The sequence below is a fragment of the Streptomyces sp. NPDC022552 genome (genome assembly GCF_055561875.1).
Window position 1 is genome coordinate 38,375 of record NZ_JBVHGJ010000005.1, and the last position, 21,048, is coordinate 59,422.

General features: G+C 68.6%; 12 protein-coding genes, 1 tRNA gene and 2 pseudogenes. 7 read left to right on the top strand and 8 right to left on the bottom strand.

Annotation, left to right across the window (positions count from 1 at the left end; translation table 11 throughout):
- Positions 1-810 precede the first annotated feature (810 nt).
- The 4 genes from ACZ3OF_RS15710 to ACZ3OF_RS15725 all read left to right on the top strand — a co-directional run bounded on the left by ACZ3OF_RS15710 (position 811) and on the right by ACZ3OF_RS15725 (position 7,444).
- Positions 811-4,305, top strand: a complete 3,495-nt coding sequence (locus ACZ3OF_RS15710) for a helicase-related protein (protein WP_467305021.1) — start codon at positions 811-813, stop codon at positions 4,303-4,305.
- Between the two features lie 62 nt (positions 4,306-4,367).
- Positions 4,368-6,236 (top strand): hypothetical protein, encoded by a 1,869-nt coding sequence (locus ACZ3OF_RS15715; protein WP_467305023.1) that lies wholly within the window; start codon positions 4,368-4,370, stop codon positions 6,234-6,236.
- A complete protein-coding gene (locus ACZ3OF_RS15720) occupies positions 6,212-7,024 on the top strand; it encodes a phospholipase D-like domain-containing protein (RefSeq protein ID WP_467305025.1) in 813 nt (270 codons plus the stop codon). The genes ACZ3OF_RS15715 and ACZ3OF_RS15720 overlap by 25 nt, the downstream gene beginning before the upstream one ends.
- Positions 7,025-7,249: 225 nt before the next feature.
- Positions 7,250-7,444 carry a hypothetical protein gene (locus ACZ3OF_RS15725; RefSeq protein ID WP_467305027.1) on the top strand — a complete coding sequence of 65 codons (195 nt, stop codon included), beginning with the start codon at positions 7,250-7,252 and terminating at the stop codon, positions 7,442-7,444.
- Here ACZ3OF_RS15725 and ACZ3OF_RS15730 read toward each other — a convergent pair.
- Both ACZ3OF_RS15730 and ACZ3OF_RS15735 read right to left on the bottom strand, forming a co-directional pair.
- Positions 7,421-8,230, bottom strand: a complete 810-nt coding sequence (locus ACZ3OF_RS15730) for a very short patch repair endonuclease (protein ID WP_467305395.1) — start codon at positions 8,228-8,230, stop codon at positions 7,421-7,423. The two genes, ACZ3OF_RS15725 and ACZ3OF_RS15730, sit on opposite strands and share 24 nt — an antisense overlap.
- 5 nt (positions 8,231-8,235) lie before the next feature.
- Complete coding sequence (locus tag ACZ3OF_RS15735; RefSeq protein ID WP_467305028.1) at positions 8,236-9,513, bottom strand: DNA cytosine methyltransferase; 1,278 nt, start codon at positions 9,511-9,513, stop codon at positions 8,236-8,238.
- Positions 9,514-9,656: 143 nt separating this feature from the next.
- On the opposite strand from ACZ3OF_RS15735, the gene ACZ3OF_RS15740 reads away from it, so the two are divergent.
- Positions 9,657-10,502 (top strand): GIY-YIG nuclease family protein, encoded by an 846-nt coding sequence (locus ACZ3OF_RS15740; protein ID WP_467305030.1) that lies wholly within the window; start codon positions 9,657-9,659, stop codon positions 10,500-10,502.
- Between the two features lie 29 nt (positions 10,503-10,531).
- Positions 10,532-11,215 (top strand): Eco29kI family restriction endonuclease, encoded by a 684-nt coding sequence (locus ACZ3OF_RS15745; protein WP_467305032.1) that lies wholly within the window; start codon positions 10,532-10,534, stop codon positions 11,213-11,215.
- A gap of 239 nt (positions 11,216-11,454) precedes the next feature.
- On the opposite strand, the gene ACZ3OF_RS15750 is transcribed toward ACZ3OF_RS15745, so the two are convergent.
- Together ACZ3OF_RS15750 and ACZ3OF_RS15755 are read right to left on the bottom strand one after the other, a co-directional pair.
- Complete coding sequence (locus ACZ3OF_RS15750; RefSeq protein ID WP_467305034.1) at positions 11,455-11,655, bottom strand: hypothetical protein; 201 nt, start codon at positions 11,653-11,655, stop codon at positions 11,455-11,457.
- 207 nt (positions 11,656-11,862) lie between these two features.
- A complete protein-coding gene (locus ACZ3OF_RS15755) occupies positions 11,863-12,246 on the bottom strand; it encodes a hypothetical protein (protein WP_467305036.1) in 384 nt (127 codons plus the stop codon).
- Between the two features lie 38 nt (positions 12,247-12,284).
- Here ACZ3OF_RS15755 and ACZ3OF_RS15760 point away from each other — a divergent pair.
- Positions 12,285-13,643 (top strand): annotated as a pseudogene (locus ACZ3OF_RS15760) (site-specific integrase); the annotation flags it as partial.
- Positions 13,644-13,677: 34 nt separating this feature from the next.
- On the opposite strand, the gene ACZ3OF_RS15765 reads toward ACZ3OF_RS15760, so the two are convergent.
- The 4 genes and pseudogenes from ACZ3OF_RS15765 to ACZ3OF_RS15780 all read right to left on the bottom strand — a co-directional run.
- Positions 13,678-13,750: transfer RNA gene (locus tag ACZ3OF_RS15765), tRNA-Lys, on the bottom strand.
- Positions 13,751-13,865: 115 nt separating this feature from the next.
- Positions 13,866-17,039: an FG-GAP-like repeat-containing protein gene (locus tag ACZ3OF_RS15770; RefSeq protein ID WP_467305038.1), complete on the bottom strand. Its 3,174-nt coding sequence runs from the start codon at positions 17,037-17,039 to the stop codon at positions 13,866-13,868.
- Between the two features lie 221 nt (positions 17,040-17,260).
- Entirely contained in the window at positions 17,261-20,527 is a 3,267-nt protein-coding gene (locus ACZ3OF_RS15775; protein ID WP_467305040.1) for an FG-GAP-like repeat-containing protein, read from the bottom strand.
- Positions 20,528-20,758: 231 nt separating this feature from the next.
- A pseudogene (locus ACZ3OF_RS15780) lies at positions 20,759-21,048 on the bottom strand (DEAD/DEAH box helicase); the annotation flags it as partial.

The window sequence follows — 21,048 nt, forward strand, 5'->3', positions numbered from 1 at the left end:
CACCTGCCGGACATCCCTGCCCCGCAGCACGACGCCCCTCGCCTTCGGGCGGGGGGAGACGGCCTCTGGCCTCTGGCCTCCGGCCGGCACGGCCGGGTCCGGAGACGGCGAAGCGCCCCGCCCGGTCGGAACCGGGCGGGGCGCCACCATGTAGGCCGTGTGGGACTCGAACCCACAACCAACGGATTAAAAGTCGAAAGGCATTCGTCCAACTGGGTGAGTCATGATCCAGCTCGCGGACTCCCGTGCAGGTCAGGGGCTACACCCCGTCCAGCTCGGACAGCATCAGGGAGTCCGCGAGCACTCCATCAAAGGGCGTCCGCTCCCGCAATGCTCCCGCATCACATGCGACCTGACCTGCCCATTTGGCGTACCGCGCTTGTTATCCGTTGCCCGGCAGTAGGCGGCCGACCACGCGCGAGTGTCCCCGTCGATCACGTGGAGGGCATCTGCCCGGGGCTGGGTGATCAACGTCGATCCGGAGCTTCATATCTCGGGACTGCCCGACACCTCACCGCGCCCTCGGCCTGTGCGGAACGAGTCGCACCGTTCTCATCGTCGCGGCACTCAGATGGGGCGACGCTTGACGACCCCGCGTGACGCGGGACTGTCGATTCATCAAATCTGCACCGTGAAACCGGAGTTGGGTTGATCAGCGTGCACGGGCACTTTCGCCCTTGCTACGCTATGCGGCCAGAAGCGCAGTACACACGTAGCTCTCCCATCTCACACCACATGCAGGTCACGCGAGGGGTCGCCCGGACGTGCCCATGGCTTCCTGCCCACGTCCCTTGACACAGGAGCTTCGCCATGTCCGTGTTTCATCATGGCCATGCCATCACGATGGCCGAAACCCCCGCCCAGAGATATGACGCTCTTCTGGGCTGCCTCTCACGTCGCATCGTCAGTCGAGCGGCCGGTACGTTCATTCCCGCTGGGACTCGACTGCTGGACCAGCCGCAAAAGCACCTCTGGCTTGGCATGCTCGCCAGCGAGGCGAAGTTGGTCAACGAGACCAACGCCGGCTTCCGCGGGCTTCAGATCACTCCACCCGCCCAGGGTTTCTCCTTCCGCGTCCGAACGCTGCCGAAAGCCCTCACGATCGAGGTCGCGGCATCAACGTTCCTGGCACTCCATCCGACCGTAGAGGAGCAGCGCGACACCGCGATTACCCCACGCGACGCGCGTCCTTCCGACGCGCGCGGCGGGGCGGCTCGGGCGGGTGCGACCGTTCGGGCGTCCACCGGGCCCACGGCTGGTGGCTCACCTCAGACTCGTACGGCGGCCTCAGGAAACGGCGGGAGGACGAAGTACCCTCTCGCGCAGATCTGGACGAAGGCCACGATGGATCCTGTGCGGATCCCCGTCCACCTGCCTCCCGCAGGGGCCCTGTCGATGCGTGTCGGGGAAGCCGAGATCGCCGCAGCACTCCGCTCCGCCGCGTCCCGCCACGACCACCAGCTCTTCCGTCATCGCCTAGGCGCCCCGGCGAACGGCTCCCTCCCGCTCGAACATGACTTGGCCGATGAGCAGACGTGGGCCGCGTACGGCGCCCGCAACCTGGTCGCGGCGACGCATGTGCTGCCGCCCGAACATCGTGCCGCCGTCGAGTTCGAGATCACGCCGGTCGACGGCCTCTTCGAGGTCTTCGTCGCGGTGGTGAACACCACGCCGGCGCCCCAGGACCAGTTGATCGATGGCGTTCGCCCATATGAGGAGGCGTACCTCGACACCCGCCTGTACCAGGTGGTCCTGACCGCGACGCTCGACGTGCCCGTCGAGCCGTACGAGCTGGAGCAGGTCGCGCAGTCACATCGGTATGAGCGGTCTGTGCCCGCGTTCGGACACGCCTCGCCCGTCTCACACCAGGACGACGACGGACACACCACCCTCCGGACCGAGTTCGCCGCCACGGAACCGACCTGGCGCGGGTATCCCAGAAGGGAATCCTCCGACGCCGCCGGCCGACAGGTCCCGATTGACACGTCCTTCGCCTCCTTGATCGCCGAACCGGTCGGCACCGTCTCCACACTTGTAGACCTTTTGGACGTCTGGGTAGACGACAAGTGGGGGACAACAGCCCTGGACGCCCTTCACGCAGAACGCGGATGGAACGACAAGGCGCGCGCGGAGGCCGAGAAAGACGCGACGGCCGCGCGCGCGGAGGCGGCATGGGTGCGCGCCGGCTTGGATCTTCTGCGCTCGGACCCGAACGTGCGCGACGCCTTCGTGGCGGCGAACAAGGTGGTCCGGGCCGCCGCGGACGACTACGTCGATTGGCACCCGTTCCAGGTCGCCTGGATCGTTGGGTGCCTACCCGGCATGGTCGACCCCAAGCGACACCCCGCTGTCAACATCGTCTGGTTCCAGACGGGCGGCGGTAAGTCCGAGGCCTATCTCGGCCTCATGCTCGCCACGCTCTTCTACGGCCGGTACACCGGCGTCACCCGAGGCACTCAGGTATGGGCGCGCTTCCCCCTACGCCTGCTGGCCCTCCAGCAGACCGAGCGATTCGCGAAGATGGTCATGAACGCGGAGGTCCTGCGGCGACAGGATCCCCGCATCGCCCATACGGCGGCCTTCGGAATCGGGTACTTCGTCGGCGGCGGCAACACTCCGAACCGGCTCCGCAAGCCTGACGGCAGCAACTACTACAGCGGACCGGACCCCACGGACCCCACGACCGCCGAAGCGTGCAGGGTCTTGGACAACTGCCCACTCTGTGGGCAGGGCCTCACCGTCAAGTGGGACGACCCGACCCACACCATGCGCCACATCTGCCAGAACTCCAGCTGCGAACTGGCCGGCGTGCTCCCCATCTGGGGGGTGGACGATGACATCTATCGCCGGGCACCATCCGTACTCGTCGGAACAGTCGACAAGCTCGCGCAACTCGGCCAGAACCAGGCCTTCCAGATCCTGCTCGGCCGTCCGCACTCCTTGTGCCCCAAGCACGGCTACTCCGCCAGCCCCACCTGGTGCCCCGTCTTCGGATGCAAGGAAGACCGGCGCCCGGTGCCCAAGGGCTTCGGACATGTGCGGCTTGAGATCGCCGACGAACTGCACCTGCTCGACGAGAGTCTCGGCGCGCTGGACGGCATGTACGAGTCGCTACTGCAGAAGATCAGTGAGCACCTCAAGAACGATCCCTTCCAGATCGTCGGCGCCACCGCGACCATCGAGGGCTACCAGAACCAGGTGCGCCACCTCTACGACCGCGACGCCCGGCGCTTCCCCGTCAATGGCCGGGAGGCCGGGGAGACGTTCTGGTCGACTACCCGCAAGGGCGACCCCCTGCGCCGCTACCTCGGAGTGCGCTCACGGGCAAGCACCATGGTGACCGCCACCCGAGAGGTCGCGGTGGTTCACGATCAATGGGTGCGTGACCTGTGTGACGACCCCAAGAGCGTCGTCGCGGAAGCGGGCCTGGATGCGACCGATGCGGAGATCGTCGAGGAGGCGCGACGCGCGGGTGAGGATCTCTTCGAGGTCCTGGTCACCTACTGCCTGCGCAACGAGGACCTGACCAGCTTCGTCCGGGACCCCGCTGTACGGGAGCTGCTGGAGAGCGAAGACAACCTGGCCGTCATCAACGGCGACACCAGCCCTGACGTCATCCGCTCAGCCGTCGCCCGCCTCCGGACGCCTCCGGACCACAAATCGGAGCGGGTCAGGCTGATCGCCGCCACCAAGGCCATCGGGCACGGATTCGACGTCGCCCGCCTTGGCGTCATGGCTGTCATGGGCACACCGACCCAGGCGTCCGAGATCATCCAGGCATCCGCCCGCGTGGGACGTCGCTTTCCCGGGCTGGTCGTGAACGTGATCAACCCCAGCCGAGACCGCGACGCGAGTGTCTTCCGCTACTACCCGGAGTGGATCCGCTACCTGGACCGCTTGGTCCACAAGGTGCCCGTGAACCGGGAATCGGTGCCCGTCCTCAAGCGGGTCCTGCCGGGCGGACTGATGGCGTGGTTCCTGCAGGTCCTCGACCGCGAGTGGATCACAGGGGGACGCCGGCGTCGCTCTCTCGCCGACTCCACCGCCTTCCGCGACGCCGTGCGGGATGGGGTGTTGAACCGCACGCTGCTCGTTTCCCTACTTCGTCACGGATTCGGCATCGACGACACGAGTGTCTACCACCGGATGCACCGTGAGGCCATCGACGTCTGGGTCGACGATCAGCTGGCCACGCTTCCGTTTCGAGCGGAAGCCGGCAAGCGCCTCCCCGACCTGCTGCACCCGTCTGTGCCACGATCCCTCCGCGATATCGAGGAGCCCTTGACCATCTACGGCGAGTTGTAGTCGCACGCGCGTCCCACGCCTCGTGCCCCGCCGTCCCGCTCCCGTATCCGGAGAGATTCCGCATGGTCTTCGAACAACTCAACCGCAGCAACATCCAGGCGCTGTGGCGCTATATGCCGGGCCAGCCCTATAACTGGTCCTCAAAGGGCTCCGTCCTCGGCGAGCCGCCCCGCCAGGTAACCCCCCTTGATGTTCCCGAGGGCTGGGTCGCCCCACAGCTTCGCCGGTTGCTCCTGCCCTTCGAGAGCGCGTCGAACAACGGTTCCCGATCCGGCACCGAGCTCACCGCGATCGAACGACGTCAGTTCAGTCTGGTCAAGGCGGAGGACCTCCGAGCCGCCCGCTTCCCCAACACCTTCCTCTGCCGCGTGTGTGGCGCCTTCCGGCTCATCCGCAACAGCGACAGCTTGCCCACCTGCCCCACATCCAGCCACGGGCGGATGGAGCAGTTCTCCTGGTGCGAGGTCCACGAGTGCGGCCACCTGAGCGAGCTCGCGCCGCCTCGATGCGGCTCCGGCTGCCGTGCCGCGATGCGACTCAACAACACCCGCGACCTGAACACCTCCCGCTGGTACTGGACCTGCGACCGCTGCCAGCGGCGCTCTGACGATCCCGTCGTCAGATGGTGCGCCACCTGTCGCAACGGCCGTCCGCAAGTCATGCGGGTGCCACAAACCGCCGCCTACTACCCACAGCAGATCACTGTCATCAACCCGCCCACCCGTGGTGACTATGGCGCGCTCGCCTATGAGGGTGTGTACGCGGCAGCCGTGGCTCAAAGCCTGGGCGCCCTTCCCAGAGGAGCCGAGGGGCTCCGGCGTGCCGGAGGCGTCAGCGTTGCGGGCGGCGCCGTAGAACAGGCTCGCGAGACGGCGGAAGCCCTCGGCCTCAATCCGGAGGACGTGCTTTACCGCCAACTCATCGCGAAGGCCAAGGAACGGGAAGGCGACACACCAGCCTGGGACACGCGGGTCGACGCCTTGGGCCGCGATCCCGAGACGATCGAGGTCTTCGGCGAAGAATGCCGGCAGCTTGGCCTCGCCTGGGACGCCAAGCCCCTGACCGTCCAAAATCTGCTCGATGGTGACGCGGGCACGCAACTGGAGGCCTACTACCAGCAGTACCGCAAGCTGATCTCGCGCTACGGATTCTCCGACGTCACCTTACTGCGAGAACTGCCCATCGCGTACATCGTGGCGGGCTACACGAGGATCAGCAGCAATGCGGTGGCCACCACGCGCCGCGGGACCCAGACCAGGCAGCGGTTCCGCTTCTTCCCGGCGGGACGCGACAGTAAGTTCCCCATGTACGGAGTGCGAACCGAAACTGAGGGCCTGCTGTTCGAACTGGACAAGCTCGCCGTGGTGCGGTGGCTCGTCGGCTCCGGCGTCATCGAGGACCCCGGCCTGGAAACCCAGGAAGAGGCGCAGCGATGGATTTTCCAGTTCAGCGATCCGGTCCTCGACGCCTTCAACGCACCTGACAACGACATCACGAAGGCCATCCTCGGCCTCGTCCACTCCATGGCACACCGCATGATGAAGGCCCTCGCCGCCCGGTGTGGGCTCAACGTCGACTCACTCGGGGAATATCTCTTCCCCGCCAATTGCGCTTTCCTCGTCTATGCCAACACCCGCAGCAACTTCACACTCGGCGGGCTCGAACACGTCTACCGATTCGACTTGGAGGATGCTCTGTGTGAACTAGACGCGGAGACCCGATGCGTGTTCGATCCGCCTTGCCGACGCGACTTCGGCGGAGCGTGTGCCGCGTGCCTCCACATCTCCGAGGTCGCCTGCGCGAGGTTCAACACCGTTCTGGACCGGAACCTGCTGTTCGGCACGCTTCCCCCCCTCGTGTCCGGCACCACCCAAGGCTCGCAATCAGGAAGAGAAGGCGAACGACAGTGGCGCGGGTACTGGAGCCGCTGAGACCCCTGGTCTCCCTGCTCCTGCAGGCACCAGCCCCTGCTGAAACCGCAGCGGCCGCGACCAACATCGCGGCCGCCGCCGGCACTGGTCCCGAGATAGCAGCACTCATCCAGGACGCCGTAGTCGATCGACGGCTCGTGTCGTACGCCCTCGTCCATGCCGGCGTCGTGGACGAAGTCGGCGAAGTCACGCAGGCCGCGCCTCTCCTGCTCGCTCAGGCCCACGCCATGGTGGCCATGTCGCTCGAAGAAGGGTGGGAGCTGGTGCTCACCGTCCCGGCCTTCCTCACCGAGTCCTTGAACGAGATGTCGCGTGACAACGGAGGTCCCGGGCTGCCACTCGACACGGGCCGGACAATTCGCCATGTCGCCGAGAGCGCGCAATCGCACCTGGTGATCGCCGCGCCCTACCTGCACCCCTCCTTCGCGGCCACGGTGGCGCCAGCCCTCAGCACCCTCACAGAGGCTGGCGGGACCGGCACGGTGATCACGAGGGCGCTGGGTCGGTCCGCGCCCGACCGCTCCAATGCCAACGTGGCAGCGGTGGAAGTTTTACGGGGTGCGGCGGGCGGCGGGCTGAGGGTGTGCTCATGGGACGAGAGCGGGCTGGGTATCCACTTCAAAGTCGTCCTGGCCGACGACCAACTCGCGTACATCGGTTCCGCGAACCTCACCCCCGGCGGAACCCGTTCTCACGCTGAAGCTGGCATGCTCCTGCGAGGCAGTCGAGTAAAGGCTCTCTCCCGTTGGCTCCACGTTGTGGCAGACGAGCTCGCACGGCGCTCGTAACGTGGCTCAGGAAGATCGACTCACTGAGTGAATGCGGCCGTGGCACTACGAGGCCGTTGACACCCTTCCCCCACCCCCGAGCGCAGGAGACAGGGCAGCGGATGCGCTCGTGAGTGTTGTACCACCGGTCGCCTCGTCAGGCGGCCTCAAATCGTGACGCCGATAGAGTCGGCATCACATCCCGCGCACGTCTCGGGCTGTATTGACATGAGGGAGTGGTGGGAGATGGCGCCGATCCGCGAGCCAGCGCAGGTCACCGTCCAACAGAACGGGACCGTGGAGCTGCCCATGGGCCTGCTGGTGGAGGCTGGTTTGGCGCCCGGCTCCACTCTGCTCGCGTTCAGCGATGGTGACGGGCGCATCGTGCTGCGTCGTCTTGAGGATTCGGTGGAAGACCTACTCGGTGGGCTCGGGTTGTAGTCCCGCCCCACCGCCGGCCGCTCCGCCACGCGCAGGCAGCATGCCGCGGATCCGCTCAGCGGCCTCGGCTAGGTCCTCGTGCTCCCAGACTCGAACTACCTGCCAGCCGGCATCCCGTAGAAGGCCATCCGTCTCCGCGTCCCGCCTGCGGTTGCCCTCGATCTTCTCCCGCCAGAACTCGCTGTTCTTCGTGGCCGGGCGGTGATGCTCAGGACAGCCGTGCCAGAAACAACCATCGACGAACACAGCGACACGCGCCTTGGGAAAGACGACATCGGCCGTCCTGCGCAGGTTCGGCAGGGGCCTGATCCCAACCCTGTACCGCAGGCCCTCCGCGTACAGGAGGGAGCGAAGGCGAACCTCAGGCTTCGTGTCCTTGCCGCGATTCCCCTGCATGACTGACCGAACCGCCGGCGACGTGGCCCACGAATCCTCTGGCGGCGCCTGCTCCGCGATGAGGCCAGCGACACGCGCCATTCTCCAGGCCTGAGCGAGATTCGCGGACCGTGTGTCGTTCGTAACCTCGCCTACGTACTCGGCGGGCGACCGACCCTTGTCAGACCACCGAAGGTAGGCCCGGATCCGCCTAGTCCTCGGAAGCAACTTCAGCTCGATCGAGGCTCTCGCGAAGCGTCCGTCCCCGAGGTCGACCATGCGTCGGTTCCGCCCCCCAGCCGCCCGGTCCTGTTCGGCCGCCAGGATCGCCCGGCTCCTGCCCTGTTTCCCCTTCCAAGCCTTGGTCGGTGGCGGCTTCTCCTTCCAACGGCCCGATTCTGGCGCCGTCATCTCACTCACCTACGCTTCTCCGCGCCGTCCAGAGCGGCGGCGACGGCCTTAGCGAACACCTCTCCAAGGAGGACGGGAACAGCGTTTCCGAGCTGCCGCATCTTCTCTCCGCGAGGACCCTCAAGCTTCCAATCATCGGGGAACGTCATAACGCGAGCGGTCTCCCGCACGGTCATGTAGCGGTGGAGGTAGCGCCAGCCATCCGGCGCCGTGGCATCGGGGACTCGGTCGTCCAGGAGCATCACCGACTCTCCACCTGGGACGCCGTGCACACCCGCCTTGACGGTCTTCGCCGGCCGATCAAGTTCGTTGGGTGTATGACCGTCGTAGATACGAGCGTTCGGCCATCCGACGTGGTAGGCGATCCCCCCGTGCTCATGCTTCTTGTCCTGCTGATCGAGCGGGATGGGCGGCAGCCTCAGCTGCCCATCTCCGTGGATCGCGTCCCGCATTGTCCGCCAGGGCTTAAGGCCGTCGTCCATCGGCAGCGTCTGGGGGACGCGCTTCATCACCCGAGCCCTGACGTGATCCGGCACGTCCGGGTGGTTTCTCCAGTAGGTGCCGTCAGCGAATGATCGAAGCAAAGCCGTCTCCGAATGCGTCGGACTCACGAGCCGCTTGAACTCGTCGACGTCCACTCTCAGATCGGCACGGAAGGCCACGATGATGACCCGGTTCCTGATCTGCGGGACCCCATAGTCAGCCGCGTTGACCGGGACCATAACGGCCTTGTACCGCTTGCTCAGATCAGCACTGGACACTTCGCCTTGAGCGATCAGGGCCTGATCGTGTTCCTGCCACGTGGTGCCCTCTCGCCGCTCCTCGAATGGGAGTTCCAACTCCCTCAAGATGTAGTTGAAGTACGGCTTGAAGGAAGGCCGCAGGAGACCCCTCACGTTCTCGCAGATGACGGCTTTCGGCTGAATCTCCCGAACGGCCCTAAACATCTCCGGGAACATGTTGCGCTGATCCTCATCCCCCTTCGCCACACCTCCCAGGCTGAAAGGCTGGCACGGGGGGCCGCCAGCGAGCACGTCGACCTTCCCCTTGAGGTAGTCCATGTCGAGCTTCCGAATGTCCCCCTCGACGAGAGGCGGCCGCGCCGCGCCTCGGGGAACACGGGGACGCTCCCCGTCCTCGCACGCCTCCGCGCCGTTGGCGGCGAGGGTCTCGCACGCCCGCTTGTTGAACTCATTCAGCAGCAGGGGGCGGAACCCCGCCCGCTCCACCGCCATCGCCAGCCCTCCGCCACCGGCGAACAGCTCGACAGACGTGCGCTTCATTCTCGACTCCCCGGGCAGCTCAGCAGTCTCAAAAGCATACCGCGGAGTTGTTGATCAACAGGGTCATTCCGCGAGACGCCGCCTCTGCGCTGAGGTACGACGGGTATCGTGCGGTGATCATCTACGCGTAAGGAGTTGCCGGGATGACGCCCACGCTGGAGCCCAACGGCGGCGACGGTTACCACAAGGACTTCACGCTCAGCATCACGAAGGCCCTCGGCGACCAGCTCGCCATCGCCTTGGACGGGTTGGACCGGGCGCCGCTGAACGAAGCCAGTATCGCGGGCCTCAAGGAGAAGCCGGGCGTTTACCAGCTCTACCTGAACGGCCAATTCGTGTACGTCGGAAAGGCCGACAAGTCGCTTCCGGCCCGGCTCCGCAACCATCTCCGCAAGATCTCCGGGCGCAGGCGGATCAGCCTCGACGAGATGGCGTTCTCCTGCCTCTATGTCGCGGAAGACTTCTCCGCCCTGGCGCCAGAGCAGCTGCTCATCAGCCACCACAAGGAACTTGGCAACATCCCTTGGAACAACAACGGGTTCGGCAATAAGGACCCTGGCCGGCAGCGCGACACCACGGCCCTCAAGAGCAACCACTTCGACACCCAGTTCCCGATCGACCTGGATCGCCCCGTCGACGGGCTGAGCATCGGGGAGTCAACGCTCGAAGAGTTTCTGGAGACCGTAAAGGCGGGCCTGCCCTATAACTTCCGGTACCAGAAGTCCCCTCTCTACAAGAGCCGGACCGTCCACGTCCCCTCAGAGAGCTTGACCGCCGACCAGGCGTTCCGCCTGATCTCCACAGCCATACCGGAATCATGGCAGATCACGGCCCTGATGGGGTACGGAATCATGTACGACGACGCTCCCGCCACTTACAAGAGCGCATGGCGCTATTACCGCGCCGGCTCGCATGTCGACGCTATTCCCGAGGCGGACCCGTTGGGCGAAGTCGAAGCGGAAGACGCCCTGCCATCCAGTGATGAATAGACCCAGCCGCCGGGAGAAATGAGGTCCGCATGAGTGACAGAGATGATATCTACGACCCGCTGCGTCGCGAGAACTTGGGACGCAGCGTCCAATGGGCTCTCGAAGAAACAGACCCGATCCCTCTCGGGAGCGTTCGAAGCAGATCGTTCATGGGGTGTGGTATCTACGCCATCTATTACGTCGGCGATCACGATCTCTACAAGCCTCTCGCGGCTCACCCGTTCGAAGTTCCCATATACGTGGGCAGGTCGACTCCCGAAGGCTCACGCACCGGGTCGGATGTGAAATCACCGGAGGAAAGCAAATCCCTCCGTTCTCGCCTCATGACGCACGCGAACAAGATCAAGAAGGTCAATGACCTTGAGATTGACGACTTCTACACCCGGTTCCTGCCGGCGGACGACCTGTTCACACCAATGGCTGAGAGCATGATGATCGCCGAGCTCCAGCCGGTGTGGAATGTAATCCTGCATGGTTTCGGTGTGAATACGCCGGGCGACGGCCGGAAAGACCAGACTCGCTCGAAGTGGCATGAAGTCCATCGAGGTGTACCGGCAGGCGATGCGCTTCCGCCGCATCCGGGTGGTCCCGTCCCACTTCGCGAGAGGGTGATTCTCCACCTGGGCACGCACGCAGTACGCCCGGCGCACGCCGCTGGCGTGCCGCCTACTGCGGGCTCTCTCGACTGGGACGGCGCCGCCTCCAGCGATTGACCCTTCCTCGCTCGACCATGACGAGGTCCTCCCGGACGGCGCCATCCGGGAGGGGCATCGCTTGGGGAGTCAGCCTCCCGCCGGTAAGGCGGTCTCCGCCGGGAGTGGGCCAGGGGTGAGGAGTGGGGCGCAGTCGGTGCAGGCATACACGGTGACGCCGGGGCCGCTCGCCCGCTCGATGTGGCGCACCGCGACAGGGGCGACGGTCATCCGCTCGCACCGGCAGCAGGAAGTGGCCGTCATACCCCCACCGCCACCCGAATCGTCCGACTGTCAGGGCGGATCTGCCTGCCATGGATCACGGTCGGGCCCACGTCGATGCCGCGCAGCGCCATATCCAGTGCCCAGCGACGTTCAGCCTGAGCCCGACGCTTCGGGTCGTCCGGACGCCTGCGGGGCGATGCGGTGACGTAGGGACGCACAGGATTGATCGTGTCCACGAACGTCTGCCTCCGCGCGGCCTCGCGAGCGTATGGGCTCTTGTGCTCCGGCAGCGGTCGCCGGGGCTGAGAGAGCGGACCGGGCGCCGGCTCCGGCGCAGGCGTGGAGCGGTACTTCCCTCGCGCGGGTAACAGCATCGCAAGGAGGCGCGCGATAAAGTCGGTCATGCCCCGCCGTTGAGACCAGTGCCGTACGGGCGGGGGTGCTCATTGCACCCCCGTGTTGTCCCACACCGCGATGGCCACGGTGCTGGTGTAGAAGGCGCACATCTGCGGGTCGGGGGTGCTGCCGCCGATGAGCGCCTGTTCGTTGCGGGACGGGCCGCCGCAGATGGCCAGCGCCGGGCAGTCGCCGCACGCAGGGATCGGCGCGACCTTCTTCGTCGCCCTTGTGAGGAGGCTGGGGTCAGAGCGCAGCTCGTCGAGTGTGTGGAGGAACTCGGGCTCGGTGAAGTTGATGTCGCACACGCTGACCCGGTTGCCGGGCAGCAGGGCGGCGTTGAGGCTGCGGTCGCCCTGCATGTGGTCGAACAGCATCGGCCGGCGGGTGTCGAGGGCCTGGAATGCCCGGTCGAGGACGGAGAAGAGCATCCCGCCCTTCCCGAGTGCGGTCAGGCGGGCCTCGTAGCGAGCGAATCGTCGAGCTACTGGCCAAGGTGGCGCAGAACAAGGCACCTCTGCCGGACCTCGAAGAGACGCGGCGCCGGCTCCACACCACGCAGTCCCTCACCATCCGGGTCACGGTCGGCGAGTGGCTCGACACCTGGCTCGCGGCGAAGAAGACGCGGAAAACCACGACCAACGGCTACGCCTCGCACCTCAAGGTGCACCTGAAGCCGCGCATCGGGCACCTGCGGCTGGACCGGCTCAACGTCGGGCACCTCGTGGAGATGTTCGACGCCATCGCCGACGAGAACGAGGTCATCGCGGCCGAGAACCTGGAGCGCCGCGATCAGATCGCGCGGTGCAAGCCGAGCAAGGCGGGGCGCCTGGTGGCCGCCGAGCGGGCCAAGCTGGCGCTGGAGAAGGCGAAGCTCGCCGAGATGAAGCCGTTCCGGAAGCTCACGGGTCCTGCGACCCGTCAGAGCATCCGGCGGACCCTGCGGGCGGCGCTGAACGCGGCGATCGCTCGGCAGCTCGTCACCTTCAACCCGGCCGCGCACGTGGAGCTTGAGTCGGGCAAGCGGCCCAAGCCGCTCCTGTGGACCGCTGAGCGCGTGGAGCGGTGGTTGGAGACCGGCGAGAAGCCCAGCCCGGTCATGGTGTGGATGCCGGCGCAGCTCGGGGCCTTCCTCGACCACTCGTCAGACCACCGGCTGTACGCGTTCTTCCACCTGATCGCGTTCCGCGGACTGCGGCGGGGCGAGGGCGTCGGCCAGGACTGGACGCACGTGAACCTGGACGCCGGACTCCTCACCGTCGCGAGCGAGATCGTGCAGGACGGATGGACACCGTACGAGTCGGAGCCGAAGACGGACTCCAGCGCGAACACCATCGGCCTGGACAACGACACCGTGGCTGTTCTGAGGGCGCATAAGGTCCGCCAGAACAAAGAGCGCCTCAAGTGGGGGAAGGGCTGGCAGAACACGGGGAAGGTCTTCACCAAGGAGGACGGCACCTGGCTTCATCCGGACACCGTCTCGAAGGAGTTCCAGCGCCTCTACGAGGAGATCGGCCTGCCGCCCATCAACCTCCGGGACCTGCGCCATGGGACGGCGACCCTCACCCACGCCGGCGGTGGCGACCTCCACACCATCAAGGAGACGCTGCGGCACTCCACCATCACGCTGACTTCGGACACGTACACGAGCCTGCTGCCCGAGGTCGACAAGGCCGCCGCAGAAGCAGCCGCCCGGCTCGTGCCGAGAGCGCGTCCAGCCGTGGCGGCGAACGGGAGTTCCAGCACCGCCGCTCCCGCATCGCTCCCGCATGGGGCCGGGAACGACGAAGCGCCCCGACCAGCCGAAGCCAGTCGAGGCGCTAAGTAGCAGGTCAGAGGGGTTAATCCCCGCCTGCGACAAGTAGGCCGTGTGGGACTCGAACCCACAACCAACGGATTAAAAGTCCGCTGCTCTGCCAATTGAGCTAACGGCCCTCGGCACAACACACCCGAGCATAGCCGCATCGATCGCCGGAGCCGATCGGGTATCCGACACGGCCCCGTCTCCGTGGGGCCCGCCCGGCGCTGCGGGTGGGCCCCACGGGGTGGGTCAGTACAGGCCCTTGAAGGCGGACCAGCCGCCCGTGCCGATCAGCGCGCGGGCCGCGTACTGGCCGTTGCCCTGGTTGGTGTAGCGCCACAGCTTGCCGGTCGTGTCGCGCGCGACCAGCTCCGCGCGGCCGTCGCCCGTGAGGTCACCGACGCCGACGAGGGAGGTGTACGCGCCCCAGCCGCCGCCGACCTTCACCCGGGCGGTCACGCCGCCGTTCGCCGTGCCGTAGTACCGCCACAGCACGCCCGCGGCGTCCACGCCGAGCAGATCGCCCCGCCCGTCACCGTTCAGGTCACCGGCGCCCGCGATCTTCCCGTACAGCTTCCAGTTCGTGCCGATCTTCACCCTCGTGCCCAGGCGGCTTTCCTCCGTGCCCGGGTAGAAGTACATGTCACCGGTCGACTTCTGGCGGGCGATCAGGTCGACCCGGCCGTCGCCGTTCACATCACCCGACGACGTCAGCACGTCGTACTGCCCCCAGCCCCGGCCGACGAGCGTGTACGCCGAGGAGTCCGAGACGATCGAGCCGCAGCCCGCGCGGTACGCGCGCAGCTCGTCGCCGACCCGCCCGTACACGTCGTTGCAGCCGTCACCGGTCATGTCCCCGGCCGGCACCAGGAGCGCCGTCGTCGGGAGCCTCCCGCCCGTGCCGTTGGTCCGCGCGGCCAGACCGCCCGAGCCGTTGCCCTTGTACAGCGACACCAGACCCGTCGAATCCATCACCAGCAGATCGCCGAAACCGTCGTCCCCGGCCATGTCCCGCCATCCCAGGACCCTGCCGCCGGTCACGGAGACCGTGTTCGAGGCCAGCAGGTCGCTGCCCTCGCCATCGGCCGAGTTGGCGGTCAGCGTCCAGGTGAACGTGCCGTCGGTGACGAGCCGGCCCGCGGCGTCCTTGCCGTCCCAGCGGACCGCGAACCGGCCGCGCGTCTCGCCGCCGTCCCACGTGCGGATCACCGCACCGTTCACCTTCCGGCGCAGCGTCACCTGCCAGTACGACGCCGGCTTCGACAGCGACCAGGCCGCCGCCCAGCCGTCCGTCGCCCGCGCGTTCGCCGGGGCGTCGGTCGAGATGGCCGTCAGGTCGGAGGTACGGACTCCGGTCCACACCGCGTGGACGAGGTTCTGGCTGTCCTTGTACGCCACGGCCCCGCCGAAGCGGTCCACCGTCCACGCCTCCCGGCGCGCGCCGTGCACGGGCGTGGAGTCCACCAGCGCGCGGGGCGCGGCGGCAGTGCCGGAGGAGAAGTCGATCAGCCGGAGGTACGTGCCGGTGTTGCCCTGGTCCACGAAGAAGCCGTCGCCCAGCAGGCCACCGCTGTAGTAGCTGCGGGGCAGCGCGACCTTGGTGCCCTTCTGGAGGTCCACGACGCCCTGCTTGGAGAACTGGGCGCAGGCCCAGAACAGCCAGCGGCCCGCCACCTGAAGCTCCGTGGCGGCGCAGTCGGCGCCGGTCGCGACCGTGCCGAGGGCCTTGCCCGTGGACAGGTCCGTACGCGCCACCTGGCCGACGGTGTCCGTACCGGTGAACAGCGTGTCACCCCGCAGGGCGGCCGCCGTCTGCGCCTGCTTCCGGACGACGGACGGCTTGCCGGGGGCCGCGTCCAGGTCCACGACGAGGGTCTCCTCATCGGAGACGAGCGTGCCGGGGAAGCTCGGCCGTCCGCCCTGGAAGACCGCCCACCGGCCGGAGGCGTCGGCCAGCCGGCCCGAGCTCTTGCCCGTGGCGGCCCGCGTCGTCTCCTTCGCGGAGCGCCGCCCGACCACCTCCATCCCGGACGTGCCGCGGGCCAGGTGGACCGTGCGGCCGTCACCCGAGTCGAACAGCGGCGTCGTGCTCTCCAGCCGCTCCTCGGACCCGGCCGCGACCGGCTCGGACTGGCCGGTGTGCAGCGGGCCGACGGGCAGCGTCCGCGTGTAGAAGCCGCGGCCCGTCTGGCCGTCCTGCTCCAGGGTGGAGAGCCGGCCCGCGCCGAGAGCGAGCGACTGCACCGCAGTCGCCAGCGGCTCGACACGGTGCAGCTTCTCCAGTCCCGGCGCGCCGTCGCCCTTGCCCGGGACGACCTTCAGGAGCGACCAGTCGGTCGCGGAGCTGCCGCCGACGACGGCCGCGCCGACGCCGCCGACGATCTGGTTGATCTCCGGCTCGGCCTTCTCCAGGAGCGTCTGCGAACGCCCGTCGGGAGCGAGGGCGACGAGCCGGCGCTGCAGAGAGGAGCCGGTGCCCGACTCCTCGCCGACGGCGAGCACCCAGTCGCCGACCAGGCCGATACGGGCGGCGCCCAGGCCCTCGGGCAGCGCGAAGGTCCGCTCGGCGCCGTTCGGGGCGGACCGCTCCCGCAGGTGCACCTGGCGGTTCCGGTCGACCCACGCGATCCGGTCGGCGCTCAGGGCCACCGGCGCGACGAGGATGCTCGCCCCGGCGGAGGTCGGCGCCTCGATCACCGTCATCTGCCCGGTCCGCAGGTCGACGACGCCGAGGTCGGTGAGGTCGTACGCGTCGGTGGCGGACCTGCCGAAGCGGATCACGGCGGCGGTGTCGTCGCCGGCCACGAGCCGCGCCATGTGCAGGTTGGCGTCCGCGGGGAAGCCGGTGACGGGGATCTTGGTCCCCGTCGCGTCCCCGGCCCGCCGCAGGTAGTAGCCGGTGGTCTTCTCCGACGACTCCTCGGACTCGTACTGCTGGAAGAGCAGGGTGTCGCCGAGCAGACCCCGGTAGCTCGCGTCGCGCGGCAGCGTCAGCGACTGTTCGGTGCCGGTCGCGAGGTCGCGGAGGTACGCATTGCCGGCGCCGCGCTCGACGTACGCGTACCGCCCGCCGACACCGGCCTCGGCGAAGGACGGGTTGCCGGAGCCGTACCCGAGGGACACGGTCGCGCCGGTCGCGAAGTCGGTCCAGTGGCGCTCGCCGCCGAAGTGCTCGTCGGAGTCCTCGGTCTCGTGCACGTAACCGTTGGCGCTGACGGCGCTCACGGTCGCCTGCCGCGGCACGGTCCGCCAGTTGGGCGTGATGTCGAGCTGGTCGCCGGGCGCGACCGCGGCGGGCGCGGCCCCCTGAACGGCGGTCGGTGCGGCGGTGGCCGGCGTCGCACCGATCACCGAGGCGACGAGTGCGGCGGCCAGGACGGCCGTACGCGCACGGCGGTCACGCGCGCGTGAAGAGCGTGCCAAGAAGGGTCCCTCCCCGGGAATCCTGAAGATGAGGAGACAGGGCGGAAGTCCACTGCGCCGGGCCCCCTGGCCGACGCTCCCCACCCGTGTCGATCAGGCCGACAGTAACAGCAGCGGCCGACACCCGGCAGCTCGATTCGATCCCGATTCGAACCCGTTCAACACGCGGGGGCCCGTACGGCGAACAACTGCCGTACGGGCCCCGAACCACGCGTCACATGTCAGGACAGCGTCTTGTACATCTGCCAGCCGCCGCCGATCTTCTGCCGCGCGGCGAACGTGCCCGCGCCGGTCCCGTTGTACCGCCACAGCGCTCCGGCGGTGTCCCGGGCCACCAGGTCCGCCTTGCCGTCGCCGGTGATGTCACCGACGGCCGCGAGCGCGTTGTAGCCCTGCCAGCCGCCGCCGATCCTCGTCCGGGCGGCGAACGCGCCCTTGCCGGTGCCGTTGTACCGCCACAGCACCCCGGCGGTGTCCCGGGCCAGCAGGTCACCGGCCTTGTCGCCGTTCAGGTCGCCGACGCCGACGACCGCGTCGAAGATCTGCCAGCCGCCGCCGATCTTCACGCGGCCCTTGAGCCTGCCCGCGCCGTCGTCGGCGTACATCCACAGCTCACCGGCCGGCGTGCGCGCCAGCAGGTCGGTCCGGCCGTCGCCGGTCAGGTCGCCCGGCGCGGTCAGGGCGTCGTAGATGTTCCAGCCCGAACCGATGGTGAGCTTCGGGCCGTTCGGCGCGAACGCGGTCCCGCAGCCCCCGTCGTGGCGGGTCAGCACACCCGCCGAGCTCCGCACGAGCAGGTCGTTGCACCGGTCGCCCGACAGGTCCCCGAAGGGCACGACGGTCGACGTCGCCGGCCATCCGCTCGCCGACGCCCCCGTCCCGAGCCCACCGGCCCCCGACCCCGTACGCACGGTCAGCGCACCGGCCGGGGTCAGCCCGAGCAGGTCGCCCTTGCCGTCGCCGCTGTAGTCGCGGGCGGGCGGCGTCGCCGCGGGCGCGCCGCCGGAGACGGTGAGGGAGCCCTTCACCGACAGGTCGGCGCCGACGCCGTCGGCGGGCTTCGCGCTGAGGGTCCAGGTGTACGTGCCGTTCCGGGCGGCCTGGCCGGAGACGTCCTTCCCGTCCCAGGCGGCCTCGATCCGGCCCCGGGCCTCGGCGCCCGAGACGGTGCGGACGACGGTGCCGGTGGCCTTCTCGGTCACCGTGAGCTGCCAGGCGCCGGTGGGCTTGGAGGTCCACCAGGTGCCGGCCCAGCGCGGGGAGGAACCCGCCAGGTCGAGCGCGGCGCCCGTGACCGTGGAGTCGATGACGGAGACGGCGGGCGCGGGGACGCCGGTGCGGACGATACGGACCCGCTGGTCGGTCCCCACATGGGCGACGTGCCCGCCGAAGCGGTCCACCGTCCAGTCCCAGCGGGCCTTCGTGTCGGAACCGAGGTCGGCGGCGCTCACCAGGGTCCGCTGCGGCACGTCGGCGGCGGAGCCGGATGCGGGGAGCCCGGCGTGCAGGTCGTAGAGGCGCAGGCCCGCCTCCGGGTCCTGCTGGACGAGGTAGCCGTCGCCGAGCAGCACGTTGCGGAGGTTGCGGCCCGGCACGTCCATGGTCCGCTTGGTCTGACGGTCGTAGACGCCCGAGCCCGCTCCGGGGCCGTAACCGTAGTCGGTCTCGTCGCACGACCAGTACACCCAGCGGCCGGCGGCCTGGAGCTGGGTGGGCACGCACTGGTTGCGGGTGGTGAAGGACTCGCCGGCGGCGCCGGACGGCAGCGTCTTCGAGGTGACGGTCTTGCTGTCCTTGGCGACGCTCCACAGGGTGGATCCCCACAGCGCGGCCACGGCGTCGGTCCGCCGTTCGAGGACGGCCCCGCCGTCGGGCTTGCGGAACTCGACGACGTACGGCTCGGAGCGGTCGCCCGTGGTAGCGCTCGCCACCAGGCCGAACCGGCCGGACAGACCCGTCAGTTCGGGGCTGCTCATGCCCGTGGTGACCCGCGGCCCCCAGGTGCTCGCGCCGTTCTCGTACAGCATCGTGGCGTCCCGGTACGTGGCGTCCCGCCGCCCGTGGAAGCCGTCGCCGCTCGCCCACAGCACGGCGCAGCGCCCGGTCAGTGTCGAGTGGCAGTCACCGTCGTCGCCGCTCATCAGCCCGTCCACGGTCGTGCGGACCGGCTGCGGCTGTCCGGCGGAGCTCAGCCAGGTGCTGCGGTAGACACCCATGTAGTCGCCAGGCTGGAAGTAGGTGCTGTTCTCCGCCGTGGTGAGGATGCCACTGCCCAGGGACAGGCCGTAGATCCGGGCAGGCATGGGCTCCACGGTGGTGAGGCGGCGCACCTCCACACCGCCGTCGGCGGCCGGCGAGATCCGGTGCACTGCCCAGTCGATGTCGCCTTGCGGCTCCGCAGTCTTCGCGCCGGCGACCAGGGCGGTCCCGTCGGGCGCGAGGACGACCTGCTGCTCCGCGTATTGGAGGACGGGCTCGATCGATCCCTCGTCGTTCAACACGCGCCACAGGGTGGAACCCCGGTAATCACCGCTCTGGGCCCTTTGCCCCGGGGCGGCGAGCACGTTGTCACCGACCGTGAAGAGACCGCCGGACGACTCGATGGTGCGGAGCACCGTGCCCGGCGCCTCCCGGTCGAGGACGTCGACCTTGTACCGTCCGGTGCGCATCCGCAGGATCGTTCCGGCGCCGAGCCGGAAGCCGTCCACCTCCCACCCGTCCTCCGTCGGGCGGTCCGGGAGCGGATCGGCCACCCCGTCCGACAGGTCCACGAGGATCCAGCGTTGCCACCCCTCGGTGGAGTCCGGGTCCCTGTAACGCAGGACGAGCGACGTGGCGTCGGCGTCCTCCACACCGCTGAGGACGACGCCCTCGGGAATGCCCGTGACCGGCGTGTCCGTCACCGTGCCGCCCGCGGAGCGCAGCAGGTGGTAGCCGGTGGGCGCGTCCGCCTCGCCGGTACGGGTCAGCACCGTGTCGCCGTGGGTGCCGACATACGTCTGCCCCTCGGGGAGCGCGATGTCGGCGAAGACCGCGCCGGCGCCCTTCTGGAGCGTCACGTGCGGGGCGGGGGTGGCGGAGTGGACGGCGACCGTGTCGGATCCGTCGCCCCAGTGACCCCCGCCGTCGAGGGGCAGCTTCTGGTACCGGTCCCAGTAGCCGCTCTCGTAGTCGTAGCGCGGCGCCTCGGGCAGCGTGACGGCGAGCGGGGTGGCCTTGCCGGTGGCGTAGTCGATCCACTGGAGGCGGACGTCGCCCTCCTGGGCCAACAGGTAGCCGGTCTCACCCGCGTTGAGGATCGAGGTGGCGCGTGGCGAGAAGCGCGGGGCGGCCGGCAGCACGGTGACGTCGGAGGCCGTGTCGGCCACCGCCGGGGGCGCCGCGATCCCGGCGGACGTCACCGCCGTGACCGTCGCCAGCGCCAGAACGAGGGCGGCGCGGGTGCGGCGGCCGGCGCCGCCCGTCCGGCCATGGCCCGTACGAGTCAAAGAAGGTCCCTCCCGAAGACGCGGTCAGGAGGACGCGGCGGCGGCCTTCCGGCGGCGCGCGTGCGGGCAGAAGATCCTCTTTCCCCGTCCACCCCCTGAGCCAGCGTGACCCTACCAGTCCGCACCCCGGCTTCGACAGCTTTTTCGAACCCGTTCAAAGAAGCAGGGCCCGTACGTCACCGAAGTGTCGTACGGGCCCTGCTCAGCGATCTCTCAGCGTGTTACGCGAGGTCAGCCGTTGCGCTTCCAGCGCGGCTTGTCGTCGCGGCGGCCGAAGGACGAGCCGCCCGTCGAGCCGCTGCCGCGGTGGTCGCCGCCGCGGTGGTCGTCACGGCGGCCGTACGGGCGGTCGCCGCCGCCCGAGCGGAAGCCGCCCGCGGGGCGGTCGTCGCGACGGTCACGGTTGAACGGACGGTCGCTGCCACGGTGGCCGCCCGTGGGGCGGTCGTCGCGGCGGTCGCGGTTGAACGGACGGTCGTTGTCACGACGCTCGAAGGAACGGCCACCGCGGTCGTCGCGGT